23 protein-coding genes and 2 riboswitches are annotated in these 25,852 nt (G+C 70.1%); of the genes, 10 read left to right on the forward strand and 13 right to left on the reverse strand.

Annotated features, from left to right (window positions below):
* From DEP02_RS23230 to DEP02_RS33640, 3 genes are all read left to right on the forward strand, one after another.
* The coding region (locus tag DEP02_RS23230) for a transposase (protein ID WP_198668552.1) at positions 1-363 on the forward strand (363 nt) is incomplete at its 5' end.
* Between the two features lie 657 nt (positions 364-1,020).
* Positions 1,021-1,464, forward strand: coding sequence for a hypothetical protein (locus tag DEP02_RS33635; RefSeq protein ID WP_157977522.1), 444 nt, complete (start codon positions 1,021-1,023; stop codon positions 1,462-1,464).
* Between the two features lie 200 nt (positions 1,465-1,664).
* Positions 1,665-2,282, forward strand: coding sequence for a hypothetical protein (locus DEP02_RS33640; RefSeq protein WP_157977523.1), 618 nt, complete (start codon positions 1,665-1,667; stop codon positions 2,280-2,282).
* A gap of 178 nt (positions 2,283-2,460) precedes the next feature.
* On the opposite strand, the gene DEP02_RS23240 is transcribed toward DEP02_RS33640, so the two are convergent.
* The 8 genes from DEP02_RS23240 to DEP02_RS23275 form a co-directional block, all read right to left on the reverse strand.
* Entirely contained in the window at positions 2,461-3,711 is a 1,251-nt protein-coding gene (locus tag DEP02_RS23240) for an ABC transporter ATP-binding protein (RefSeq protein WP_112469636.1), read from the reverse strand.
* A complete protein-coding gene (locus DEP02_RS23245; protein ID WP_112469637.1) occupies positions 3,708-4,709 on the reverse strand; it encodes an ABC transporter ATP-binding protein in 1,002 nt (333 codons plus the stop codon). The genes DEP02_RS23240 and DEP02_RS23245 overlap by 4 nt, the downstream gene beginning before the upstream one ends.
* 6 nt (positions 4,710-4,715) lie before the next feature.
* The gene (locus DEP02_RS23250) at positions 4,716-5,675 is read right to left on the reverse strand and encodes an ABC transporter permease (RefSeq protein ID WP_112469638.1); all 960 of its coding nucleotides are present in this window, start codon (positions 5,673-5,675) and stop codon (positions 4,716-4,718) included.
* 1 nt (position 5,676) lies between these two features.
* Positions 5,677-6,681, reverse strand: coding sequence for an ABC transporter permease (locus DEP02_RS23255; RefSeq protein ID WP_112469639.1), 1,005 nt, complete (start codon positions 6,679-6,681; stop codon positions 5,677-5,679).
* Between the two features lie 108 nt (positions 6,682-6,789).
* Complete coding sequence (locus DEP02_RS23260; RefSeq protein ID WP_112469640.1) at positions 6,790-8,460, reverse strand: ABC transporter substrate-binding protein; 1,671 nt, start codon at positions 8,458-8,460, stop codon at positions 6,790-6,792.
* A gap of 437 nt (positions 8,461-8,897) precedes the next feature.
* Entirely contained in the window at positions 8,898-9,686 is a 789-nt protein-coding gene (locus DEP02_RS23265; RefSeq protein WP_112469641.1) for an enhanced serine sensitivity protein SseB C-terminal domain-containing protein, read from the reverse strand.
* A gap of 292 nt (positions 9,687-9,978) precedes the next feature.
* Positions 9,979-10,782: an enhanced serine sensitivity protein SseB gene (locus DEP02_RS23270; protein ID WP_112469642.1), complete on the reverse strand. Its 804-nt coding sequence runs from the start codon at positions 10,780-10,782 to the stop codon at positions 9,979-9,981.
* 3 nt (positions 10,783-10,785) lie between these two features.
* Complete coding sequence (locus DEP02_RS23275) at positions 10,786-11,607, reverse strand: AAA family ATPase (RefSeq protein WP_112469643.1); 822 nt, start codon at positions 11,605-11,607, stop codon at positions 10,786-10,788.
* Between the two features lie 149 nt (positions 11,608-11,756).
* A riboswitch (glycine riboswitch) is annotated at positions 11,757-11,853 on the forward strand.
* A riboswitch (glycine riboswitch) is annotated at positions 11,854-11,969 on the forward strand. It begins immediately after the preceding riboswitch.
* 45 nt (positions 11,970-12,014) lie between these two features.
* On the opposite strand from DEP02_RS23275, the gene gcvT reads away from it, so the two are divergent.
* The 7 genes from gcvT (at position 12,015) to DEP02_RS23310 (ending at position 18,308) form a co-directional block, all read left to right on the forward strand.
* Entirely contained in the window at positions 12,015-13,142 is a 1,128-nt protein-coding gene (gene gcvT, locus DEP02_RS23280) for a glycine cleavage system aminomethyltransferase GcvT (protein ID WP_112469644.1), read from the forward strand.
* Positions 13,143-13,250: 108 nt separating this feature from the next.
* Positions 13,251-13,628, forward strand: coding sequence for a glycine cleavage system protein GcvH (gcvH, locus tag DEP02_RS23285; protein ID WP_112469645.1), 378 nt, complete (start codon positions 13,251-13,253; stop codon positions 13,626-13,628).
* Positions 13,629-13,645: 17 nt separating this feature from the next.
* The gene (glyA, locus tag DEP02_RS23290) at positions 13,646-14,920 is read left to right on the forward strand and encodes a serine hydroxymethyltransferase (RefSeq protein ID WP_112469646.1); all 1,275 of its coding nucleotides are present in this window, start codon (positions 13,646-13,648) and stop codon (positions 14,918-14,920) included.
* A gap of 135 nt (positions 14,921-15,055) precedes the next feature.
* The gene (locus DEP02_RS23295) at positions 15,056-16,423 is read left to right on the forward strand and encodes an L-serine ammonia-lyase (RefSeq protein WP_112469647.1); all 1,368 of its coding nucleotides are present in this window, start codon (positions 15,056-15,058) and stop codon (positions 16,421-16,423) included.
* A 45-nt stretch (positions 16,424-16,468) separates the two neighbouring features.
* Entirely contained in the window at positions 16,469-16,963 is a 495-nt protein-coding gene (locus DEP02_RS23300) for an MOSC domain-containing protein (RefSeq protein WP_112469648.1), read from the forward strand.
* Between the two features lie 135 nt (positions 16,964-17,098).
* Positions 17,099-17,593: a Pycsar system effector family protein gene (locus DEP02_RS23305; RefSeq protein WP_112469649.1), complete on the forward strand. Its 495-nt coding sequence runs from the start codon at positions 17,099-17,101 to the stop codon at positions 17,591-17,593.
* Positions 17,594-17,597: 4 nt separating this feature from the next.
* Positions 17,598-18,308, forward strand: coding sequence for a Crp/Fnr family transcriptional regulator (locus tag DEP02_RS23310; RefSeq protein WP_112469650.1), 711 nt, complete (start codon positions 17,598-17,600; stop codon positions 18,306-18,308).
* Here the strand turns inward: DEP02_RS23310 and DEP02_RS23315 are convergent.
* From DEP02_RS23315 to DEP02_RS23335, 5 genes are all read right to left on the reverse strand, one after another.
* Positions 18,289-19,965, reverse strand: a complete 1,677-nt coding sequence (locus DEP02_RS23315; protein ID WP_112469651.1) for a protein kinase family protein — start codon at positions 19,963-19,965, stop codon at positions 18,289-18,291. The genes DEP02_RS23310 and DEP02_RS23315 overlap by 20 nt on opposite strands.
* A complete protein-coding gene (locus tag DEP02_RS23320; protein WP_112469652.1) occupies positions 19,962-20,984 on the reverse strand; it encodes a protein phosphatase 2C domain-containing protein in 1,023 nt (340 codons plus the stop codon). The genes DEP02_RS23315 and DEP02_RS23320 overlap by 4 nt, the downstream gene beginning before the upstream one ends.
* A gap of 61 nt (positions 20,985-21,045) precedes the next feature.
* Entirely contained in the window at positions 21,046-21,726 is a 681-nt protein-coding gene (locus DEP02_RS23325; protein ID WP_112469653.1) for a vWA domain-containing protein, read from the reverse strand.
* Positions 21,727-21,838: 112 nt separating this feature from the next.
* Entirely contained in the window at positions 21,839-23,647 is a 1,809-nt protein-coding gene (locus DEP02_RS23330; RefSeq protein ID WP_112469654.1) for a vWA domain-containing protein, read from the reverse strand.
* Positions 23,644-25,852: hypothetical protein (locus tag DEP02_RS23335; RefSeq protein WP_157977524.1), on the reverse strand; the 2,209-nt coding region annotated here is incomplete at its 5' end. The genes DEP02_RS23330 and DEP02_RS23335, both read right to left, overlap by 4 nt.

The following is a 25,852-nucleotide window of genomic DNA, read 5'->3' on the forward strand; positions in this document are numbered from 1 at the left end:
CGCGCCAGTGATCCGGAGTGGAAAGCCAGGCGACGCCTGCTGCGCAACCGCGAGGACCTCACCGACGCCCAGTTCGCCACGATATGGAACGCGCTCCTGGGCGAAGGAAGGATCGGCCAGACCCTGCTGACGGCGTGGATCGCCAAGGAGAACCTGCGCAACCTCCTCGCCCTGGCCCGCACCGGCGCCGACCCGCACCAAGTCGGCCACGCCCGCTGGAAGTTCCTCACCAGGTGCGCCGACTCCGACATCCCCGAGGTCCGCCGGCTCGCCGCCACCGTCGACCGCTGGTGGCCGGAGATCGCCGCGTTCATCGACACCGGACACAGCAACGCCAAGCGAGCGAAGGCATCAACCGCGTGATCAAGCTCGTCGCCCGCAACGCGTTCGGCTTCCGCAATGCCGACAGCCAGCGGCTGCGCACACGCTGCGTCACCACCCGCCGAGCCCGCGGACACCTCCGCACCGCTCAACTTTGAAGACCCCCTTTTCCGCCTTCACAGCTCTCACGGCCTCCGCAGCCTGCTCGGCCTGTCTGGCCGCCTCTGCCCTCGCGGAGTCCTCTCCCCGCAGGGATGAGCCACGAGACGTGCTCGACCAACCCATGAGGGACGTCGAGCATGGCATGATACGGGACCAAACGGTCTCCTCGGACAAAGCGTGGCGCATGGAAAACACCACCGCAACGACCAAGAGCCTCGCCCCGTCACACTCCTGACCTGCACCATCACCCCTGCAGGACAGGATGAAAGCGGTTCACTGAACGCACCCCGGAATGCGGAAATAATTGGGAATCCATTATTCCGTTTCCGTTCGAACCTCAGATGTTCCTCAGATGGAGAAGAACCGCTGTACAGCGTGCGCCTTGCCAGTGCATGCTCATGCCATCCCCGAGGGGAGAAAAGTAAGGCTTCCGATAGGGCACCCGTGAGCTCGTTACCAGAAAACCCAACCCTGGGGTGGTGCGGGGTAGCGCTACGGATGGACCTCAGAGCTTCACTCGAAGACCAAGGAGAAGCTGTGGCGAAATCGCTGACCCGAATAGCGGCCTGTGCGACTGCCGCCTTGACCAGTGTGCTGCTTCTAGCAGGTTCCGCTGAGGCCGCTCCTGTTCCCAAGTGGAAATGCGAGGGCGGGTCCAGCGCCAGCCCGGACGATCCGGGCGGCAGAGACGTGCGCCTCCGCCTCGCTTCCACCAACGGATACGGATACGCGGAGGTGCGATTCATCGCACACGGCGAGCACATTTACTTCGACAACTACGCAGGCGAGAACGGCCGCCCCTTCTGGATGGAGATGGAGATGCAAGGCGCCACGTGGAAGTACAAGTGGAATCTCGGCCCTGGGTACGGCCTTCATCACTCCTACAACGGCTCCTTCCCCGAGGATGAAAAGGTTAGCTCCCTGCTTTCCACGTACATAGGGACCGGAAAGACCTGCACCAATTCGAGCGGCCGCACGTGACAACATAAGATCGAGGTGCCGTCCGGGGATTCCGCGGACGGCACCTCGATCCTGCGTATTCGACGAGGAAAGAAGTCGCCACCCGGCCGCACCAAAGGAACCTTGCGGGTTGCTCTCACGTCACCGCCGCGACGACTCTCGTCGAAACGAATACCCGAACGGTAATCGAAATCCCCAATGACGAGACACCTGGATCGAGTATGCAAATGATCAGAAAAACAATCGTAGCGATCCTGCTGCTTGCTGCGGGAACTTTCGGGTGCGCCGAACAGAACGGTGCGGCGGCTGACGGGTTAAAGGCGTGCGACGGCGCAACCTACGAATGGAGTCATGAAGCTCGTTGGGTTCCGATCGTATTGGACCACGCGCGTACTGTCACTCACGGAGACGAATTGAAAATGGCTGGGGATCCGTATCGCCCGTGGTCCTCGACCATTACCCTCAACCAAGACGTGAGACCCCCGAATGGGATTCTTTCGGAACTGAGTCGCGAGCTGGGCAAGCCACTCGCAGATTTTGGGCGGAACACCAAATCGGAAGCGATAGCAATGACGACAGGGTTTGAGGGAGATGAAGCGCAGGCAGTGTATTTTCAAGGCGTCGAGCGGATAGACGCCAAATTTACCCTGAAATGTTCGGGGCGAGATCGACCGATTACCGGAAATATATCGACATGGAATACCGACTCAAATTCTTTCGGCACTGTCGACTGCCTCAAATCACTGAGCGCCAATCCGGACAATCCTTTGGCAAAGGTCGCGGCAACCAAACGGTGTCCGAAGGACAGTGTGTTGGCCCAAGAAGCAGCAGCGCAGTGATGAAGCAGGCCGACCTGAGAGCCTGAACGTCTGTGAGGCCGAATCACTCGACAATCACCAAAATCCCTGCGAAAACGCCGATCAGGTTCGAGCGAGTACCGGTGCGGGTGGCCCGGAAAGTGGTCGGAGCGCCGAGCGCTTCTGGCTAGCCCGGCGCTCCGATGTGTCCAACAGTCCGTCAGTCGGTCTCGTCCGAAGTCTTGCCGGAGGCATTCGGATTCGCAGCGTCGGCGTCCTTCACCACGGCATCGGCCGTCTGGTCGCTCCGGGCCTCAACCGCTGACGACACCCTTTCCTTCACCACCTCGGGGTCCGGCTTGGTCGTCGAGTCGGCTGGCAGTAGGGCGACAGAAACCTCCGTGGCGCCCTCTGGCTGCTCCGTCACTACTCCTTCGGTTTCCGTGACGGCCTCTATGTCCGTGGGCCTGGTCCGCTTCAACGCTCCGGACTCGATCTCGTCGGCGTAGTGGCAGGCCACCCGGTGGCCGCCGCCGACGTCCCGCAGCTCCGGCCGCTCGGTCGAGCACCGCTCCTGGACCCAGGGGCAGCGGGTGTGGAACCGGCAGCCGCTGGGCGGGTTCGCCGGGGAGGGCAGGTCGCCGGTGAGCAGGATGCGCTCGCGGCGGTCCTCCACCTCCGGGTCCGGCACCGGCACGGCCGACATCAGGGCCTTGGTGTACGGGTGCTTCGGCTCGGCGTAGAGGGCGTCGCTCGGCGCCTCCTCGACCAGCGAGCCCAGGTACATCACGCCGATCGTGTCGGAGATGTGCCGGACGACCGCGAGGTCGTGGGCGATCACCAGGTAGGTCAGGCCGAGTTCCTCCTGGAGTTCCTCCAACAGGTTGATGACCTGGGCCTGGACCGACACGTCGAGCGCGGAGACCGGCTCGTCGCAGATGATCACGTCGGGTTCGAGGACCAGCGCGCGGGCGATGCCGATGCGCTGGCGCTGGCCGCCGGAGAACTCGTGCGGGTAGCGGGAGAGCGCGTTGGAGGGAAGGCCGACCTTGTCCAGGATCGACTTGATCTTCTCCCGGCGCTCCTCCTGGTCCTTGCCGATGCCGTGGGCGACCATGCCCTCGGACAGGATCGACTCGATGTTCTGCCGGGGGTTGAGCGAGCCCAGCGGGTCCTGGAAGACCATCTGGAGCCGGCGCCGGAAGCGGCGCATCTCCTCGCCGGGCAGCTTCGCCAGGTCGGTGCCGTCGAGGACGACGGACCCCTCCGTGATGTCCACCAGCCGCAGTACCGACCGCCCGAGGGTGGTCTTGCCGCAGCCGGACTCGCCGACCAGGCCGTACGTCTCGCCGGCCTCGACCTTCAGGGACACCCCGTCCACGGCGTAGACGTGGCCGACCGTGCGGCCGAACAGGACGCCCTTCTTGATGGGGAAGTGGACCTTGACGCCGTCCAGTTCGAGCAGGCTCATGCGGGGACCTCCTCGGCCTTCGCGTCGTCGAGCACGGGGTTGACGCACCGCACCTGGTGACCGGCCGCGCGGGGTTCGGTGAGCTGCGGAGTGCCGGTCAGGCAGCCCATCTCGTACCGGTCGCAGCGCGGCGCGAAGGCACAGCCGTCGGCCCAGGCGATGCGGTCGTTGATGGAGCCGCGGATGGGCTTGAGGGACTCGCCCCGGGGCGAGTCCAGACGCGGGATGGAGCCCAGCAGCCCGTGCGCGTAGGGATGGGTGGGGTGGGCGAACAGCTCGCGGCGCCCGGCGGACTCCACGACCTTGCCCGCGTACAGGACGTTGACCTGGTCGCAGAGGCCGGCGACCACGCCGAGGTCATGGGTGATCATCAGCAGGGCGGTGCCCTCCTGGTCCACGAGCTCCTTGAGCAGCTCCAGGATCTGCGCCTGGATCGTCACGTCGAGGGCCGTGGTGGGCTCGTCGGCGATGAGCATGCGCGGGGCGCAGGCCACCGCCATGGCGATCAGCGCGCGCTGGCGCATACCGCCGGAGAGCTGGTGCGGGTACTCCTTGAGCCGCCGGGTCGGGTCGGGGATGCCGACCCGGTCCAGCAGGTGGGCGGCCTCCTTGCGGGCGGCCCCGCCCTTCAGCCCGCGGTGGCGCTCCAGGATCTCGGTGACCTGCACCCCGACCGGCACGACCGGGTTGAGGGAGGACAGCGGGTCCTGGAAGATCATCGCCATCTTGCGGCCGCGCAGATCGCGGCGGGCGGACGGGCTCATGGTGAACAGGTCCGTGCCGTCGAATTCGGCGCGGCCACCGACCGTGACGCCCTTGTGCGGGAGCAGGCCCATCAGAGCCAGGGAGGTGACGGACTTCCCGCAACCGGACTCGCCGACCAGGCCCACGACCTGGCCCTGGTCGACCTCGAAGGAGACGCCGTCGACCGCCCGGGACTCCTTGCGGCCGCGGCCGCCGAAGGTGACGGTCAGTTCGTCGACAGTGAGCAGAGACATGGTGGTTCAGCCCCTCAGCTTCGGGTCGAGGGCTTCCCGCATGGCCTCGCCGAGAAGGGTGAAGCCGAGGGCGGTGATGATGATGCCGACGGCGGGGTAGACCGCCATCATCGGCGCGTTGTCGAAGAAGCGCTGCGCCTGGGTGAGCATGACGCCCCACTCGGGGATCGCCGGGTCGGGGTTGCCGAGGCCCAGGTAGGACAGGGCGGCGGCCTCGATGATCGCAGTCGCCAGGGAGAGCGTGGCCTGCACGATCACCGGACTGAGCGAGTTGGGGATGACCTGCGAGAGGACGATGCGCCGCTTGCGCAGACCGAGGGACTGAGCGGCGAGCACGTAGTCCGAGGTGCCCTGGGCCAGCATGGAGCCGCGCAGCAGCCGGGCGAACACCGGGATCTGTACCACACCCACGGCGATCATCACCGCGGTCAGTGACTGCCCCATCACGGCGGCGATGGACACGGCCAGCAGCAGCGAGGGCATCGCCAGCATGATGTCGATGAAACGCATGATGACGGAGTCGATGCGCTTGCCGGTGTCACCGCCGAGGGTGGCGAAGGCGCCGGCGAGGCCGCCGATCACGAAGCCGATGATCAGACCGATCGTCGTGGCGACGATGCCGACGAGCAGCGTCTGACGGGCACCGACCAGGAAGCGGGAGAACAGGTCCCGGCCGAGGTGGTCGAGCCCGAACCAGTTCTCGCCGCGCGCACCGACGAACTCGCCCCGGTTGGGGAAGACCTCGCCGCGCCAGGTCTGAGCGGTCGGGGAATACGGGGCGATGTACGGCCCGACGATCGCGAGGACGATGAACAGGGCGATGATGACCGCGCCGATGATCGCCATCTTGCTGTGCTTGAGGCGGCGGAACGCCTCCCGCCACAGGCTGGCGCCGGTGGCGGTCTCCTTGGTCGCGGCCAGTTCTGCGAGGCGCTGGATCTTGTCTGTCTTGGTGGCGACACTCATGTCAGTGCACCCGCACTCTCGGGTCGATGAGGCTGTACGCCAGGTCCACCAACAAGTTGATCAGGACGTATGTCAGCGCGATGAACATGATGAACCCGACGAGCACGGGGTAGTCGCGGCCGTTGATCGCGGTCCAGATGAAGGAGCCGATGCCTCCGAAGGTGAACACCGACTCGGTCAGGACCGCGCCGGACAGCAGGGAGCCCGTGAGCAGGCCGACCGCGGTCACCACGGGGAGCATCGCGTTGCGCAGCACGTGCCGGCCGCGGACGACGCTCCGCTTGAGGCCCTTGGACTCGGCGGTGCGGACGTAGTCCTCGTCCTGTACTTCGAGCACGCTGGCGCGGGTCATGCGCACGATGACGGCGAGCGGGATGGAGGCCAGGGCGACGGAGGGCAGGATCAGGTGGTGGAGCGCGTCCAAGGAGGCGTCGAACTCCCCGGTGAGGATGCCGTCCAGGACGGCGAAGCCGGTCACGTCCGTGGCGTTGATCCCCGTGCTCAGGCGTCCGTAGCTGGGGAAGATCCCGAGCTTGACGGCGAAGATGCCCTTGAGGATCAGGGCGAGGAAGAAGACCGGGATGCAGATGCCGACGAGCGAGCCGGAGACCGCGGTGACGTCGAGCCAGCCGCCGCGGTTGCGGGCGGCGAAGTAGCCGAGCGGAACGCCGACGGCCACGGCGATGAGGATCGCGAGGAGGGACAGCTCCACGGTCGCGGGGAAGCGCAGGACGAACTCGTCCCACACCGGCTGTCCGGTCTGGGTGGAGGTGCCCAGGTCAAGTTCGAAGATGCGCTTCAGGAAGCGCCAGTACTGGACATGGACGGGCTGGTCAAGCCCGAGCGCGCGGTTGATGCGCACCACATCGGCCTCGGTGGCTTTCTCCCCCAGGATCGCTGAGGCGGGTCCGCCGGGCAGCCGGTTGAGCCACAGGAAGAGCAGAACCGACAGGCCGAGCAGCGTGGGTATGAGCTGGAGCAGTCTTCGTACGACGAGACGCAGCACCCCGCTTGCCCCTTTCTTGCGTGATGTCTTACATGAACGGACCCGCCCGGCCGCCGAGTTGCGACGGCCGGGCGAGCCCCCGTTTTTGGTTTCCTGCCGCTTGCCCGCTTACTTGAAGGAGGTCTCGGCGAAGATTTCCTGCGTCAGCGGGGAGACGTTCGGCGGGTTCACGTTCTTGCCGAAGACGATGGCCGGCGGGGAGGAGGACACCGGGACACCCGGCAGGTAGTCCATGATGACCTCGTTGGCCTTCTCGTAGGCGGCGGTGCGCTCCTCGGCCTTGCCCATCTTCGAGCCGGCGTTCACGGCGTCGAAGACCTTCTTGTCCTTGAAGCCCCACTGCTTGTCGAACCCGGCGAACCAGGTGCCGATGAAGTTGTAGCCGTCGTTGAAGTCACCGGTCCAGCCCATCAGGTGCAGGGCGCAGGAGCCCACCTGGACGGCGTCGATGTAGTCCGGGTTCCACTTCATGGCCTTGGGCTTGACGGTGATGCCGGCCTTCTCCAGGTCGGCCTTCATCAGCTCGAACAGGTCCTGCGGGGCAGGCATGTACGGGCGGGTGACCTCGGTCGGGTAGCAGAACTCGATCTGGAGCTTCTGCTCACCGGCCTTCTTGAGGAGGTCCTTGGCCTTGGCGGTGTCGTACGGGTACTGCGCGACCTTCTTGGAGTAGCCCGCGATCGTGTCCGGCATGAACTGGTCGGCGACCTTGCCGCCCTCGGGCAGCTGGGTCTTGACCAGGTTCTCCTTGTCGATCGCCTGCGCGATCGCCTGGCGGACTTCCTTCTTCTTGAGGGCCTTGTTGGCCCCCTGGCTCATGCCCACGTAGAAGAGGTTGAAGACGCCACGGGTCGGGACGACGTAGCCCTGCTTCTCGAGGGTCTTGACGTCGGCCGGGGCGACGAGGTCGTAGCCGTCGATGTCACCGGCCTGGAGCGCCTGGCGGCGGCCCTCCTCGGTGTCGATGGTGCGGAAGACCAGGTTCTTGATCTTCGCCTTCTCGCCCCAGTAGTCGTCGAAGCGCTCGAGGGTGACTTCCTTGTTGCCCTTGTTCCACTTGACGATCTTGTACGGGCCGGTACCGGCGACCGTGCCGGCCTCCTGGCTGTACTTGGGGTACGTGATGGCGTCGCCCTTGGCGGTCGCCTCCTGCTTCTCGTACTCCTTGATGGCCTTCGGCGAGTGGATCGCCAGGGCGTTGAGGGAGAAGCCGCCGGGGAGGTTGGCGGAGGGCTCCTTGACCTCGATGACGGCGGTGTTCTCGTCCTTCGCGGTGCAGGACTTGTAGTTCGCCTCGGGCGCCTCCTTGTCCTCGTTCTTCGCGAAGCCGCCCAGGATGGTCTGCCAGTAGTAGGAGACCGCGCTGGACTGGTAGGTGCCCGTCCAGTTGAACCAGTGGTCGTAGTTGGCGCAGACGGCCGCGGCGTTGAGCTCCTCGCCGTCGTGGAACTTCACGCCCTTGCGGAGGTTGAAGGTCCAGACGGTGCCCTTGTCGTTGCTCGACCAGGTCTCGGCGAGGCCGCCGACCAGATCGGTACCGCCGGACTCGTGCTCGAGGAGGGCCTCGAACGCCTGCCGCGTCACACGGAAGGTTTCACCGTCGCTCGCGAGGGCAGGGTCCAGAGAAGCCGGGTCACCGGCGCCGGCGAAGACGAAGGTGTCCTTCTTGCCGTCGCTCTTGTTGTCAGTGTCCCGCTCGCTGGAGCAGCCCGTGGCGATCAGTCCGACCGCCACCGCGGCCGTGATCGCCCGAGCGACTCGGGACTTGGTTATGCGCATATTGGGGCCACTCCGGGTCCGCTATGTGGATGCATCTTGACCGGCCGAACACTACAGACGTTCGCAGTGAGTCAGGAACAGTCCGGATAGCGGTGATACCCACCTGAGATCTGAACAGTTGACATAAGGGGCAGTTCAGGCGTCCCACCATCAGGGCTCAACCCGCCGGGCACATGAGACGGCCCTCCCGGAGGCCGCCCGGGGAGCATCTGGTAATGCGAAGGATGGGTGAAACCGCAGGTGACAGGCGGTCAAGCGGCCATAGCCAAGCGCACATGGCCGAAAATCTGACGTGAAATCATCGCTGGGCGGCGGACGAACGGTCCCCTTCGACGCTCGTGTCCACATCTTGGACACAGTGACGCAGAGTCAGCGGAAGCGAGACACCGCTGGTCCGGTCCGGTCGGCCGGACCGGGATCTCGCGGATACGGCCCGGTCAGCGCCGGTCTGCGGGCGGGTAGCCGTAGCCCGAGGCGGGGGGCGGAACGGCGCCGTGCGCCTCGCGGTCGTAGAACGGGCGGGAGTTGGCGCGCAGCCACATCGCGACCGGGTCGTACTCGTTGGACATCGCCACGGTCGACACCGGCAGCCCGTCGGGGACGGCCCCGATGGACTGCTGCATCATCGCGCGCACCGAGTCGACGGCGGCCGGCGAGGTGTCGTACACGTCCAGGCCGATGGCGAGGTATGGCGCTCCCAGCGCGGGCTGCACCCAGGCACGGCGCAGCGAGCGGACCGCCGGGGTGCGGTGGGCGTTCTGCATGAGCAGGGCGTAGAACTGCGGGACCTCGACGGCCGGTTCGGACAGCGCGAGCGGACCGGCCGGCTGGCGGTCCAGACCGGTGGCGATGCGGCGCAGGTCGAGCCAGGGGATGCCGACGCCGCCGCCCGGGGCGTGCGGGTTCAGCCAGAGGCCGTAGTGGTCGGGGTAGAGGGTGCGGGCCACGTCGAGGCCGTCCACCACCTCGTACGACCGCATCCAGCCGCTGGCCGACAGCTCCTGGGCGGAGGTCACGCAGGGCGCGTAGCCGTGGCCGTCGACCTCCATGCGCCCGTACTGGGCGTCGGGGGAACCCGCCTGGCCGTGCCACAGCAGCATCCAGATCTGGCCGGAGGACGGCGTCGCCAGTGCGCGCAGCAGCGCCTCGTAGGCGTCGTAACGCCCGGGCGTCACCTGGCGCAGCGTCTGCTCGACCTGCCCGGCCGCCGTGCCGCTGGCGCTCACGCTCACCTTTTGTACCGCCCCTCCACGAACCCCGCGACGCGCTGTGCACCCAGGGCCTCTCGCTTGGATCATGCCGGGCTCGCGGGCCCTGGCACCGCGCCTCGCCGCGTTGTCGTCGGTTGGCAGGGCTCCGCCCTGCCGCCCTCCTCCGCCCTGCGATGCACGGCACCGGACCCCGTCCCTGATCCGGCCTGACCCAGACGAGAGGCCCTGGTGCAGCACTAGCTTAAGGCCGTCCGCGGACTCGGTACCCGTTGCTGTTTTTGCGACTGTGGGCCGCTCGCGGGTGCCCTCAGTGGCCGTGCTGGTAGAACGGCCGGACCTTCTCCCTCATCCAGTCGGCCACCGGGTCCTGGGTCACGTCCAGGAGGACCAGGTTGACCGGCCAGGTGACCGGGGACGTGGCCAGGGCGCGGCCCAGGGCGTCCAGCGGGCGGGCCGGCGGGTCGCCCTCCGGGTGGGACAGCTCGACGCCGATGAACATGACCGGGTCGGCCGTCTCGATGGCGGCCAGGCAGCGGCGGGCGGTGCGGACCACACCGGTTGCGGCGAACTCGGCGGAGGCGGCGGAGAGGAAGTCCACCGGGTCGTCCTGCCAGTCGGGTTCGAAGAGGCGGACGCGGCCGCCGCTCGCGGGACCGTCCAGCGGGGTGCTGCCCGCCCGGCACAGCTCGGCCACGGCAGGCGGTGGCAGTGGGATGCCGACCACGCCGTCCGGGTTGAGGGCGATGCCGGCCTGCGGGGGCAGTCCGCGCGCGAACTCGACGGCGGGCGCGATGGTGTACGCCATGTGCGGGCCGACGGCCTGACGGAACTGCTCCTCGGAGCTGAAGACCGGCACGTACGCCTGGCCGTCGAGCTCCAGCGTGGGCAGGTCGAGCGGACCGCTGTGCGGGCCGCCGCCGCCCGGCAGGGGCACCCAGAGGAAGCTGCGGCCGAGGACCTCGATGATCCGGCCGGCGGCCGACGGGACGCCGAGGGAGGCCGACAGCACCTCCTCCAGCTCGTTGCCGGGCCAACCGCCGTGCGGGTGGGGGTGCGCCTGCGCCGGGAAGTCCGGGGAGGGGTCCGCGGAGAAGTCCGCCGGGAAGTCCATCTGCTACCGCCTGCTGGGAACCACTGTGGTGACCGGAAGGCTATCGGGTGCGTGGGCGAACTCGATCCGCCGCAGGGACGCCGCGGCCTCGCGGTCCAGCAGGACCGCGGAGCCGCAGCCCTTCGGCAGTTCGCCCCGCCGCAGCGCGCGCAGCAGGCGGGCCACTGCCCTGCGGTGGCGCCGGAAGGCGTACGGCGAGACACCGCGGCCGCGTTCCCGCTGGCCCGCCAGGGCGGTGCCGGGGGCGACGTCCAGCAGGAGCAGGTGCAGGGTGCCGCCGCGGCGGCGGGCGGCGCGGGCCAGCCAGGCGCGGACCCAGGGCTGTGTGCCGCAGTCGTGGACCACGACCGGGTCGCCGGAGCGCAGGGCGCGGCACAGGCCGGCGTAGTGGGCGAGGCGGACCAGGGGGCGGTAGAAGGCGTAGGGCAGGTACGGCGCCAGGCGGGCGTCCCAGTGGTCGCGGATGTCCTGGGAGTCGATCCGCGCGCCGCGCACCGCACGCCGCATCAGCGTGGACTTGCCGCCGCCGGGCAGCCCGGTGACGACGACCAGGTCTCCCGGCCCGAACCGCAGCACGCGTACGCCGCGTCCGGCCCCTCCCCGCAGGTCGCGGACGGCGGGCGGGGGCCGCCGCGGCCGGGAGCGGGTCCGCCCGGCCAGGTGGGCCCCTTCGGGCAGGTGGGCCCCTTCGGGCAGGTGGGCTCCTTCGGGCAGGCCGGGATCCCGCCCCGGCGGCGGGGCCTGTCCCTCGGGTGTGGCGAGGGGCTGGGGCGTCGTGTGTGCCGTGGGCCTGTTCACCGTCGTCGTCCTCCCCCGGGTGGTCATGGTCCGTCTTCCCCCCGAACGTAAAGAGAAGGTAACGGACGAGCCTCGCGTTTCCGTGCGCGTACTGCCACAGACCGGTCACAGATGCGGTCCTGCCGCGAGCGGGCCGGGCGTGCAATGATGGGCGCGGCAACTGCATACCGGCCGCTTGAATCCGCGCGGGAGAGTCCCCAGCCGTGTCGCTGGGGCGCCGAAGGAGCAAGTCCCTCCCTTGAATCTCTCAGGCACCGTTACCGCGCGGGCGAGGCACATCTGAAAAGCGGGCCGCTGACGCAGTGGCTCCACCCAAGGTGCAAGCCGTGACCGTCCGTCCGACGGCGGTCGTGGCGAACCTCTCAGGTTCCGATGACAGATGGGGAGGACACTGATCCGTCCTCGCCCGTCCGTCCTGCCTTGGAGACCGACCGATGAGCAGTACCGAACCCCATCGACTCCGCCATACCGCGCTCGATGCGCTGCACCGCTCGCTCGGCGCGACGATGACCGACTTCGCCGGCTGGGACATGCCGCTGCGCTACGGCTCCGAGCGCGACGAGCACATCGCCGTGCGCACCGGGGCCGGCCTCTTCGACCTCTCCCACATGGGCGAGATCACCGTCATCGGCCCGCAGGCCGTCGCGCTGCTGAACCACGCCCTGGTCGGCAACATCGCCACCGTGGGCCTGGGTCGCGCCCGCTACACCATGATCTGCCGGGTCGACGGCGGCATCCTGGACGACCTGATCGTCTACCGGACGGCCGAGAACGAGTACCTGGTCGTCGCCAACGCCTCCAACGCCCAGGCGGTCCTCGACGCGCTGACCGAGCGGGCGGCCGGCTTCGACGCCGAGGTCCGCGACGACCGGGACAGCTACGCGCTGCTCGCCGTCCAGGGCCCCGAGTCCCTCGCCGTCCTGAAGTCCCTCACCGGTGTCGACCTGGACGGCCTGAAGTACTACTCCGCCCTGTCCGGCACCGTCGCGGGCGTCTCCGCGCTGATCGCCCGCACCGGGTACACCGGCGAGGACGGCTTCGAGCTGTTCGTGGCCCCGGGCGACGCGGAGAAGCTCTGGCAGGCGATCACCGAGGCCGGCGCCCCGGCCGGGCTGGTGCCGTGCGGCCTGTCCTGCCGGGACACGCTGCGCCTGGAGGCCGGCATGCCGCTGTACGGCAACGAGCTGTCGCTGGCGCTGACGCCGTTCGACGCGGGGTTCGGCCGGGTGGTCAAGTTCGACAAGGAGGGCGACTTCGTGGGCCGCGAGGCCCTGCTGGCCGCCGCCGAGCGTGCCGCCGTCGAGCCGCCCCGGGTCCTCGTCGGCCTGGTCGCCGAGGGCCGCCGGGTCCCGCGCGCCGGGTACCCGGTCGTCGCCGGCGGCGAGGTGATCGGCGAGGTCACCTCCGGCGCCCCCTCCCCCACCCTGGGCAAGCCGATCGCCATGGCCTACGTCGACGCCGCGTACGCCGCCCCGGGCACGGCGGGTGTCGCGGTGGACATCCGGGGCAGTCACGAACCGTACGAGGTCGTGGCGCTGCCCTTCTACCAGCGGCAGAAGTGACACCACCGTCACCGGTCGGAGTGACGTGAGCCGCGTCATCCCTGGTCACACACGCCTTTCGCAGCCCCTCATTCATCAGCACTCCCCGCGTACAGGAGAATTCAGGCCATGAGCAACCCCCAGCAGCTGCGCTACAGCAAGGAGCACGAGTGGGTGTCGCCCGTCGAGGACGGCGTCGCCACGATCGGCATCACCGAGTTCGCTGCCAACGCGCTCGGCGATGTCGTCTACGCCCAGCTCCCGGACGTCGGCTCCACGGTGGCCGCGGGCGAGACCTGCGGCGAGCTGGAGTCGACCAAGTCGGTGTCCGACCTGTACTGCCCGGTCAGCGGTGAGGTCACCGAGGTCAACGAGGACGTGGTGAACGACCCCTCGCTGGTGAACTCCGCGCCCTTCGAGGGCGGCTGGCTGTTCAAGGTGCGCCTCGAGGGCGAGCCGGCCGACCTGCTCTCCGCCGACGAGTACGCCGCCCACACGGCGGGCTGAGGAGCGGGACGAAGCACATGACTGAGCAGAAGAGCGTTCTCGACGCATCCCTGCACGAGCTCGACCCGGACGTGGCCGCCGCGGTCGACGCCGAGCTGCACCGCCAGCAGTCCACCCTCGAGATGATCGCCTCGGAGAACTTCGCCCCGGTCGCGGTCATGGAGGCCCAGGGCTCGGTCCTCACCAACAAGTACGCCGAGGGCTACCCGGGCCGCCGCTACTACGGCGGCTGCGAGCACGTCGACGTCGTCGAGCAGATCGCCATCGACCGCATCAAGGCGCTGTTCGGCGCCGAGCACGCCAACGTGCAGCCGCACTCCGGCGCCCAGGCCAACGCGGCCGCGATGTTCGCGCTGCTCAAGCCCGGCGACACGATCATGGGTCTGAACCTCGCGCACGGCGGGCACCTGACCCACGGCATGAGGATCAACTTCTCCGGCAAGCTCTACAGCGTCGTCGCCTACCACGTGGGCGAGGACGGCCTGGTCGACATGGCCGAGGTGGAGAGGCTGGCCAAGGAGTCCAAGCCGAAGCTGATCGTGGCCGGCTGGTCGGCCTACCCCCGGCAGCTGGACTTCGCCGCGTTCCGCCGGATCGCGGACGAGGTCGGCGCGTACCTCATGGTCGACATGGCGCACTTCGCCGGCCTGGTCGCCGCGGGCCTGCACCCGAACCCGGTCCCGCACGCGCACGTGGTCACCACCACGACCCACAAGACGCTGGGCGGCCCGCGCGGCGGTGTGATCCTGTCGACGGCCGAGCTGGCCAAGAAGATCAACTCCGCGGTCTTCCCCGGTCAGCAGGGCGGTCCGCTGGAGCACGTGATCGCCGCAAAGGCGGTGTCCTTCAAGGTCGCGGCGAGCGAGGAGTTCAAGGAGCGCCAGCGGCGTACCCTGGACGGCGCCCGCGTCCTGGCCGAGCGCCTGGTGCGGGACGACGTGAAGGCGGTCGGCGTGGACGTGCTGACCGGCGGCACGGACGTGCACCTGGTCCTGGTGGACCTGCGCGACTCCGAGCTGGACGGGCAGCAGGCCGAGGACCGGCTCCACGAGATCGGGATCACGGTCAACCGCAACGCGATCCCGAACGACCCGCGCCCGCCGATGGTCACCTCGGGCCTCCGGATCGGCACGCCGGCCCTGGCGACCCGCGGCTTCACCGCCGAGGACTTCGCCGAGGTCGCGGACGTGATCGCCGAGGCGCTGAAGCCGTCCTACGACGCCGACGCCCTCAAGGCCCGGGTCAAGGCCCTGGCCGACAAGCACCCGCTGTACCCGGGTCTGAACAAGTAAGTCACGACGAGCAAGTCACCCGACGAGCGAGTCACACCTCCCGGTGGCGCCGCGCGCGGACTGGAGACCCCACCCCCGCGCGCGGTGCCCCCGCCCCGCACCCCCTTGGCACCACCCCCGCACTGAGGAGTCACCGTGGCCATCTCGGTCTTCGACCTGTTCTCGATCGGCATCGGCCCGTCCAGCTCCCACACGGTCGGCCCGATGCGGGCCGCCCGCATGTTCGCGCGCAGGCTGAGCAACGAGGGCCTGCTGGAGCGGACCGCCCGGGTCCGCACGGAGCTCTACGGCTCCCTCGGCGCCACCGGCCACGGCCACGGCACCCCGAAGGCGGTGCTGCTCGGCCTGGAGGGCGACTCCCCGCGGACGGTGGACGTGGAGACGGCGGACGAGCGGGTCGAGACGATGAAGGACTCGGGCCGCCTGAGCCTCCTCGGCGAGCACGCGGTCACGTTCTCCTACGACGACGACCTGGTCCTGCACCGCCGCGAGGCGCTGCCCTACCACGCCAACGGCATGACCATGTGGGCGTACGACGCCTCGGGCGCCGAGCTGCTGACCAGGACGTACTACTCGGTGGGCGGCGGCTTCGTCGTGGACGAGGAAGCGGTGGGCGCGGACCGCATCAAGCTGGACGACACGGTCCTGAAGTACCCCTTCCGCACGGGCGACGGGCTGCTGCGCCTGACGAAGGAGACGGGCCTGTCGATCTCCTCCCTCATGCTGGAGAACGAGCGGGCCTGGCGCACCGAGGAGGAGATCCGCGGGGGCCTGCTGGAGATCTGGCGGGTGATGCGGGAGTGCGTCGCACGGGGCATGTCCCGCGAGGGCATCCTGCCGGGCGGCCTGCGGGTACGCCGCCGCGCGGCCCTCACCGCCCGCCAGCTGCGCGCCGAGGGCGACGCGGCGGACCGCGCCATGGAGTGGATCACGCTCTACGCGATGGCCGTGAACGAGGAGAACGCGGCCGGCGGCCGGGTGGTCACCGCCCCGACCAACGGCGCGGCCGGCATCATCCCGGCGGTCCTGCACTACTACATGAACTTCATCCCCGGCGCCGACGAGGACGGCGTGGTCCGCTTCCTGCTCGCCGCGGGCGCGATCGGCATGCTCTACAAGGAGAACGCCTCCATCTCCGGCGCCGAGGTCGGCTGCCAGGGCGAGGTCGGCTCGGCCTGCTCGATGGCGGCGGGCGCCCTCGCCGAGGTCATGGGCGGCACACCCGAGCAGGTGGAGAACGCCGCCGAGATCGGCATGGAGCACAATCTCGGCCTCACCTGCGACCCCGTGGGCGGCCTCGTCCAGATCCCCTGCATCGAGCGCAACGGCATGGCCGCCGTCAAGGCCGTCACCGCCGCCCGCATGGCCCTGCGCGGCGACGGCCGCCATCACGTCTCCCTCGACAAGGTCATCAAGACCATGAAGGAGACCGGCGCGGACATGTCGGTGAAGTACAAGGAGACGGCGCGGGGCGGACTGGCGGTCAACATCATCGAGTGCTGAGGCAGCACGAGGAGACGGGGTACAGCCACAAGCGGTACGGTCGCCATGGCCGGCAGCAGCGGGGGCTGTACGTTCACCGAGCCGAACCGGGAGAGCATCGGGCTCGTCGCCGGGTTCGGCGTGGAGGGGGAGGTGCATGCCGGGGCGATGGTGAAGCACCGGTTCCGGATGCGGCAAGACCCGTCACAGCCGAATCCGCGGCAGGTGCACCTCATCCACGATGAGCTGTTCGACGAGGTGGCCGCGGCCGGGTTCGAGGGCGCCGCCGGGCACCTCGGGGAGCACGTCACAATCCGCGGGGTCGATCTGCTCAGGCTGCCGGTCGGGGCCCGGCTGCACCTCAGGGACGAGGCCGTCGTGGAGGTCACCGGGCTGCGCGATCCCTGCACCCGGATCAGCGATTTCCGCGAGGGCCTGCTGAAGCGAGTGGCCGGCCGGGACTCCGACGGCACGGTGCGCCTCAGGTCCGGCATCATGAGCGTCGTCCTCATCGGCGGTGTGGTGCGGCCCGGCGACCCGGTGAGGGGGGAACTGCCGTAGGGGCCGCACCGGCCACTGGAGATCGTGTGATCCGCTGAACCGATCGCCGGGTGCGATCGGGTTCTACGGGAGGGTCCGGGAGGGTCCGTGGCCACACTCATGCAGTTGTGACAGGGCGACGAGGGGAAACAAGGAATGACGCAGACGAATCCCGTGGAGACAGCGTGGCGGATCCACGCGGCGCTCGCCGACTGGACGGGAAAGGTGGACGTCAAGGCCGGCTTCGCGCTGACCCTGGAGTCGGCCGCGCTGGGAGTGATCGTCGCCCTCGCCAAGGCCGACCACCATCCGGCGCAGGTCGACGGCGTGGCCCCGCGGATCCTGTTCTGGCTCGGCGCCGCGCTGCTCGGGGTCGCTGCGATCGCCTCCGTTTCGGTGGTCAGCCCCCGGCTGCGGGCCAGGCAGCCCCGCGACCCGCGGGAGCATTTCGTCTACTTCGGTGACCTGCGCCACTGGGACCCCGAAAGGCTCGCCGAGACACTGACGACCACGTCCCCCCTCAACGCGCTGACCAGTCAGCTCGTGGACATGAGCGAGATCGTCTGGGCCAAGCACCGGCGGGTACGGCAGTCGCTGCTCCTCGCCGTGGCCGGCATCCTGCTGACAGCGCTCGCGTGGCTGCTGGGCTGAGGGGATGAGTAGCCGCCCGGCCTCCTTCTGGGAGGCACTCGAACCGGCCGACCGGGCAGCTCTGGCCGAGGACACGACGGTGACCTCGCTGCCCGCCGACCGGCTGCTGCTGGCCCAGGGCGAGGACTCGGACCATCTGCTCGTGCTGCTGCGCGGCTGGGTCAAGGTCGTCGCCCAGTCCCCCGCCGGATACCGCGCACTACTGGCCCTGCGGGGTCCCGGCGAACTCCTCGGTGAGCAGGCCGGTCTGGAGGGTCGGCGCCGCTCGGCCTCGCTGCTGGCGGCCACTCCGGTCGACGTCGTCCCGGTACGCGCCGCCCGCTTCCACGCCGTGGCCCGGGCCCGGCCGGGCATCGCCGCCGCGCTGGAGCAGACCTTGTCGCAGCGGCTGCGCGAGGCCGACCTCCAGCGCACCGGCATGACCGAGCCGGTGCCCGCCCGGCTCGCGGCCCTCCTGCTCGACCTGGTCGAACGCTGCGGCCGCCCCGAACCGGACGGCCCCGGACGCTGCATCGGACTGCCCCTGTCCCAGGACGACCTCGCGGGCCTGCTGCTCACCTCCCGTCGCACGGTGAGCCGTGCCCTGGAACAGTGGCGTGCCCAGGGCTGGGTGGTGACGGGGCGGCAGTCGCTCCTGGTCCGGTCCGTGGACCGGCTCAAGCTGCTGGCCGCGGGTGAGTCAGGAGGCGGGGCCCCTAGCAGGGCGAGTGGCTGACGCCCTCCTTGGGGGCCTTGTAGATGCGGTAGTCGTCGGTGCCGGTCAGCTGGTACGTCACCGTCCAGTCCGTGCAGGTCTCGTTCCGGTCGGTCGCCGGGCCGTAGCCCGGGTCCTGGCGGCTGCGGAAGTTCATGGTGGCGAGGGTGTAACCGCCGTCGTACCGCAGGTCACTGAGGACGAGGTCGCGGTCCTGGGTGGTGGACATGACCTTCTTCCACTCGGCGCGGCTCTCGTCGGAGTCGAGGTCCACCGCTTCGGTGGTGGGGTCGTACTGGCTGAGCGCCGTGTCGTAGTCCTGATTGTTGACCGCGCCGAAGAAGCGGGCGAACATGCCGGCCACCGCCTCCGCCTCGGGGTCGTCGGCGACCTGGGAGTAGTCCACGGAGGCGCCAGGGGCCGCTGCCACGGAGGCCGGGGTCTCCTCGGTGCCGCCGGTGCCCGGGCTCGTGGCCACGCGGTCGTCGGAGTCAGTGAGCGTCGAGGAACTGGAGCTGTCGCTGGGCGGGTTCAGCGCGTCCACCGCATCCGGCCCGTACTTGTTCGCCGCCCAGCCTCCGCCGACCAGCAGCAGGAGGGCGAGGAGCGTCCACGCCACCCAGCTGCCGCGTCCGGACGAGGGGGGTGGTGGTGGCGTCCGGACCGGCTGCGGCGTGGGGTTGGTGCGCGGCCGGGTGGCGGTCTGTGCCGGGGCGCGCCCCGGTGTGGTCCCCGGTGTGGCGGTGGCGGTGTTCTGCGCGGGGTTCGCGGTGACGTGGGCGCGGGTGAGACGGTGGTGGGCCAACTCCAACGCCGTCACCCATTCGGACATCGCCGGGCGGCGCGGGGGATCCGGCCGGCGGGCGCGCTGGGCCAGGCCCACCAGCTCCGTGGAGACGGCACGCAGCGGGCCGAGTTCGGTGCTGCTCTGGTCGCGGTTGAACACCCTGGTGGCGATCAGGCCGAACTTCCAGGAGTCCGAGGCGATCGTGCCCTTCTGCGGTTCGGGTACCTCCCAGTCCGGGGTGTCCACCTGCGGCAGCACGTCCTTGTCGCGGTAGCGCATCGAGTCGCAGTCGATGAACAGGCACCGGGGCTGTCCGATCAGCGTGAACAGTACGTTCTTCGGTGAAAGATCGCCCACCACGAGGGAGTTGCCGTGCAGCCGCTGCAGGGTTCGTGCCAGGTCGAGGAGGAGTTGGAGGCGCTGGGCGTCGTTGACGAACAGTCCGATCCGGGCACCGTAGCCGTCGTCGTTGAGCAGGAACTCGAGCGCCTGCTGCTTCGGTCCCGGCAGCATCGGGCTGTGCAGCTCGTAGGCGCGCGTCACCCGCTGCATCAGGAACCCGCGCACGGCGGTGTCGGCGTTCCGGGACGGCGGCAGCAGGGCCGGCGGGCTGCCCGTGTAGACCATCGCGCGCGGCCAGGCGAGCCGCTGGTCGAGGAAGTCCCTTTCGGCCTTGGGCAGTTGTAGACGGAAGCACACCATGTCGTGCAGGACGTCGGCGTCATACCCGATCCCGGGACCGTACTCCTTGTACGCCAGGTACTCCCCGGCGAACTTTCCCGGCGGGGCGGGCACCCCGTACACCGTGCCCTGTCCGCCGCCGCCCAGCCGGTGCGCCTTGTAGTCGCCCAGCTGGTCGGGCCGGACCCAGGACACCGACAGGTTGGTCATCGCCGGCCTCCCATCCCGGGAGTGCGCGGCCAGAGAGCGACCAGGGTGCGGTCGTCGTCGAAGGTCTCCCGGGAGAAGTCGAGCAGATGGGCGAATCCCAGCGGCGGTACCGGTTCCCGCAGCCGGGTGGCGAAGAGCCGCCCCACGGGACCGCGGCCGTCGCCGACGGGGTCGCCGAAGCCGTCGGTGCCGACAAGCAGCGTGGTGCCCGGCTCGAGGACGAAGTCGAACCTGCCGGGTTCCGCGGGCACATAGGGCAGCGGCCGCACCGCGGAGGAGACCAGCCCGTCGGCGCCAGCCTGCTTGCCGCCCTTCATCGGGTAGAGGTGGTCGTGCTTGATCTGCCAGATTCCGGAGTCACCCACCCAGAGCAGGCCGACGGCCACACCCTCAGCGGTGGGCGTGGCCGCACCCGCCACCAGGGTGGTGGCGAGCAGGTCGGCCGTCTCCTCGACCTCGGCCTCCTGCGGCCGGCCCAGCAGGCGGCCGGCCTGGGCGCGCAGCTGCCAGTGGACCATGGACAGCACCTTGGTCCAGTCGGTGACCCCGCAGTGGCCGGCGCGCACCTGGGCGGACATTTCGTCGACGGCGGTGCGGCAGGCCAGCTGGGAACCGATGTGCGGCTGCCGGGCGTCGGAGACACCGTCCGCGACGGCGAACAGCACAGTGCCGCTGTCACGGTCCCACGCGGCCGCCGCGTCGTCCTCGCGCGGGCGGCCGTCGTAGCGGTGCTGGTAGCCGCGTACCGAGGCCAGGCGCAGGTCGAGCATGTCGGTCGACCAGCCGTCGCAGATCGTGTCGGGGCGGTACGACAGACCGGTGGGCGGCCTCGGGTCGAACTGCTGGACCGGTGTGTCCACGACGATGGGAGCCCACTGATCGCCGAGCCGGACCTCGGCCGGCTGGGGCTGTGCGGGGCCGGGCCGGAAACCCTCGTCGTGCTGCCAGTCGTAGACGCTGGGCTCCGGGGGCGGCGGGGTGGGGTACAGGTCGGGTGCGGGACGGGGCGGAGGCGGCACGTTCTGCGGCGTCTCCGCCCCGCGACTCCTGGCCGACCGCGGTTCGAACCATGAGTTCACGTCAGATCACATCGATCGCGACGGTGAAGCCTTCCGGCTTGTCCACGACCAGCTGCGGAGACGACGAGGCGAGCGAACGACCCGAGGCGATCACGCTCTTGGTGAGGGACGCGCAGAACTTGGCGATGGCCGCGCCGACATCGACACCCTCGTTGACGATGAAGCCGAACTCCGGCTGGGTGGCGACGGCGTTGATGGTCTGCGCGTCGGCCTCGACGATGCCGCAGGCGATGATGTTGGGCGCGCCGAGGGTGACGCTGCGGTCGGTGAGGCGGCGGTGTGCGTCCTGCCAGTCCTCGCCGCGGTTGGGCAGCCCATCGCTGAAGAAGAACACGGCGGGCCGGTGCACCTGGTAGCCCTCGGCCTTGAGGCTGCCCACGTCGGCGGGGATACGGGTGATCAGGTCCTCGAAGGCGGCGCGGTAACTGGTCATGCCGCGGGTGGTCAGGCGTGGGAACTCGCCGGCGCTGCGCAGGTCGACCAGGCGGACCCGCTCGACCACGTCGTCGGAGAAGCCCAGCACCGAGAAGCGCACCTTGGCCGCGGCCATGGGTTCGCCCAGCAATGCCTGGTGCAGCGACCTCAGCCCGTCGTTGAGGTCGTCGATGTTCGCGCTCATCGAGCCCGACTCGTCGGCGAGGACGTAGATGGGGAGCAAGTGCCCCCGGTTGCTTTCCATCATCGTCGTTCCGTTCTTGTCCTGTGGGGACGCGTGGGTTTCCTGAGGTGATCCGTATGCTGAACTGGCTTGTTTCGTGGGCTATGTGAGGTTGTGTCAGGGCCGCAGTGGAACATCACGGCACATCCTCCGCCCTGCGGAACCCGTCCGGCGGACTGACGGTGAAGCTGGCCTCGCCGCCGACCAGGCCCCGCCCGTAGTCGACGACGCTGTCACGCAGGAACGCGGCGACGTTGTGCGCGGCGGAGGCGGTGTCCTGGTGCGGGGCGGCGAGGAAGGCGAACTCGGGGAAGGTCGCCATCGACGCGACTGCCTGTTTCTCTGCCCGGCCGATGCCGAGCGCGACCATCCTCGGCGCCGCCGGGTTGACGGCCTGGTCGGCCAGTTCCCGATGCGCGTCGTGCCAGGCGGTGCCCTCGTCGGGGACGCCGCCGGTGAGGAAGAAGACCACGGGCCTGAGCACCTGCCGTCCCTCGCTCTTGACGACGGTGGCGTCCTGTCCGGTCAGGGACTTCAGGGTGCGGAAGGCCTCGGTGTACGACCGTCCCCGGCGGGCCACCAGGATGGGGCTGCGGGTACCGGGGCCCACCTGGGCGAGCGGCAGCCGATGCTCGGTCGTAGCGGCCATGCCGAGGACGCACAGCCGGACCACGGCGGCGACGTCGGGCGCGCCGGCGAGAGCGGAGTGCAAGGCGTCCAGGCCACGCTGGAGCTCGCCCAGGCACTCGCGGTCCAGGGACTCGTCGAGGACGAGGTAGATCAGCGCCGCGCCGGTGAACGGTGCGGGTGCCGAGGCCTGCCGATGGGGTGCGGCGTCCCCGGCCTGCCTGTTCACCAAGGTCGGCGTGGGTAGCGCGGGGGCAGGAGCGGCGGATGCCGGGGCGGTGGGCTGTGCGGAGGCGTTCGGGGCGGGGGCGGCCTGGAGCTGGGGCGGGTCCCAGGGCCGGGCGTCGCCCAGCGCAGGGGCGGTAGCGGCGGGGAGCTGCCCCTCGCCGCCCGTGGCGCGGCCCACGGTCCCGGTGAGCATCTGGCGCATCTGATCGAGGTCGCCGGCCTGGATCAGCCCCTTCTCGGCCATCGCCTGGAACAGTCCGAGCGCGCGCTGGTTCTGCAGTTCTGCGGTGGCCGCGCGGGCCTCCGCAAGCCGCTGCGCCATCTCGAATGCGCCGGCCGCGTCGTCGGGGTGGGTGATCAGGTAGTGCCGGATCAGGCCCTCACCGGTGGTCAGGGTGCCCGCCAGCGCCTCGGCCTGGCGGGCGGTGGCGTCGATCTGGAACTTCTGCCGCAGCGCGTCGAGTTCGGCGCCCCGGACGACGTCGCCGCGGTTCGGCGCGTGCTCGGCCGCGCCCAGCGCCCCTCGCCGGTCGGCCTCGATCAGGGCCTCCAGGTGGGACAGCGACTGGGGGTCGGGCCGCGCCGAGACCTGGCAGCCGTACACCTGCAGGCCCTCGGGCAGCACCACCGGCTGGGCGCACAACTGGTTGAGGTGGCGTTCGAGGCCGTAGGCGTCCTCTATGGCGAAGCGGTGCCCGGCGCCGTGAAAGCGGCCGACGAGGTACCCGTGCACGACGGGAAGGGCGTCCGGCAGTCCGGCGCGTACCCAGTTCTCGGCGCCCTGCCAGCCGTCGATGCGGAAGGAGAAGGACACCGTGACCTCGAAGTTGTGCACGCCGTCCGCGGAGACGAGGGGACTGCGGCCCAGCACGGCGGTGCGGCGCTGCGGACGCATGTCGACCTCGTACCGGGTGCGGTACTTGGAGAACACCTGCTGGGAGGGTTTCATGGGCCGACCCTCGAAGCATTCGACCTCCCCGGCCGCGGTGGCATAGACCACCGCGAGATGCGGCTGGGTCGCCTTGGTCGGTCCGACCGCCATGCGGGGCACCGGCGACTGGTTGGCGATCAACGACACCGGCTGGTTCACCGGGCACCTCCGGTCTGTGCGGAAGCGGCGGTGCGCCGGGCGCGCAGGGCGCTGCCGAGGACCGCCGCGGAGCGGGGCAGGGGGCGGAAGCGGTCGCGCTCGGTCCAGCGCGACGCGTACCGCTCGAGGAGCAGGCCGACGCGTAAGGAGCGCGCGGCGACATCCTCGACGAGGACGCGGACCAGGTCGTCCAGGAGGAGCGGATCGGTTTCGGCCTGGGCGGCCCAGGCCTCCAGGACGTTCGCGGCCTGGTCGGAGAAGAGTTCGCCGCCGATCGCTTCCGACCACAAATATCCGAGCAGCCTTCGTGGCTCGCTCCCGTGCGGGTCCTGTGCGGCCAGCCTGAGCAGGGTGGGCCGGTTGCGGGCAGCGGTGCCCGGGGTGGGCGGCTCCTCGCTGACGAGGGCGTCGGCGAGGATGAGGAACACCAGGTGGCCGCAGGCGCGACTGCTCGGCTCGTGCGCCATCTCGGCGACCGCGCGCAGCACCACCTGCGCGTGTGCGGCGACGTCGTCCTCCACGAGGTCGGCGCAGGCGTCGCCGATGGCGATGGCGACCCGGATGTGGTCGACGGTGCCGAGTCGGGTGAGCGCCTGCACGGCGGTGCCGAGGTCGGCGCCGCCCAGGCACAGCCCGTAGGCGCGGGCGGCCGCGGCCTGCAACTCCCATCTGCCGCTGAGGTACCAGCCTTCCACCAGGGCGCGCACGCCGGGCCGCAGGGCGGGGTCGCGGGCGCACACGCGCAAGGCGTAGGCGACGGCCTCGCGGCGCAGATGGCCGGTCTTCTCGTCGCCGATCCAGGTGGGGAAGACCTGGGTGGCGATGTGGTCGAAGGCCTCGGTGGCGATCAGGCCGAGAGCAGTACCGGCGAAGCTGCGCACCTGCTGCGAGGGCGAGTCGACCAACTCGGCGAGCCAGTCGACGAGTTCCTGCTGGATGCGGTACTCGGACCAGACGTGCCGGATGATCCGTGGCGGATATTCGGGGTTGCGGTACTCGGCGACCGTGCACGGCAGGCGGCCGTAGGTGCCGCGGGTCACCGCGGAGACGGTGCGCGCGCGCAGTTTCCCGGTGAGCAGCCTGCGGGACTGGGCGAACGGGTCGTGCCGCAGCGGCACGGGGCCCCGGGTGACGCTGGCGGTAAGGACACCGCGCTCGCTGCGGAAGCGGTCCAGCAGACTGGAGGCGGCCAAGGCCACGTCCTCCTGGGGCAGACCGCCGAGCACGGCCAGGGCGATGGCCTGGGTGCGCAGTCCGGTGTCGCCGAGTCCCTCGAACCATTCCTCGGGGCCCTCTCCGCCGGTCTGGTCCATGCGGATGCGGACCCGGTCGGGGTCCACCTCGCCGGCGCCGTACTCGTGGGCCAGCACCTCCGCGAGCCGGGCGGCGTCGCGGCAGGCGGCGTTGTCGTCGAGCAGTTCGGTGACGAGCCCGGGGACACCGTCGGCGGCGAGGGCACGCTCGGCGTCCTGCTCACCGAGCCGGTGCGCGAGGTGGGCGGCGAGGAGAGCGTCGAGGCGCTCGGGGCGGCTGACGCGCTGCAGGTACTCGCCGAGGCTCCGGTCCAGCTCGGCGTCCGGCCCGCCGACGAGCACCAGGCGCGCGTCGGCCCGCTCCAGCATGTCCTCCAGGCCCGCCAGCAGGGGTCCGCGCAGCTCGCCGAGGTCGCGGGGCCGGTCGAGCAGCAGCCCGGCGCCGCTGCCGAGCTGCCGCAGCTCGGTCAGCCTGGCCAGCTCGGCCACCGAGTCCAACAGGTACCAGGTCCGGGCCCCTGCGGCGATGAGCAGCCGTAAGGCCGCCGCGGTCTTTCCCGCCCCGCCGGGTCCGCGCAGCACCACCGAGCGCCGCTGCCAGGCGTCGGCCTGGAGCTCGTCCCAGCGGGGCGGGGCCTGGAAGGCGTGCCGTACGGTCTCCACGACGCCCGCGGCCAGGGCGCGCAGGACGACGCCGCGTTCCTCCGCCGTCTGTATGACGATCTTGTCGCCCTGGACGCGGTCGCCGCCGATGTGGGTCCATGCCTCACGCAGCAGTCCAGCGCGCAGGCTGCCCTGGCCGGTCCGGGCGGTGGCCTCGCTGGCGCTCGCGCCCGCCCCGACGTTGTTCGCGTCGGGCGCGGGCCGGCCCGGGGTCTGCGTCGCCTGTCCCTCGCCGCCGGGCCGGGGCGGGTCGCCCGCGGCGGGCGGAGTGCCGGACGCGCCCGGGGAC

The organism is Streptomyces triticisoli (genome assembly GCF_003270085.1).
Taxonomy (GTDB): Bacteria; Actinomycetota; Actinomycetes; order Streptomycetales; family Streptomycetaceae; genus Streptomyces; species Streptomyces triticisoli.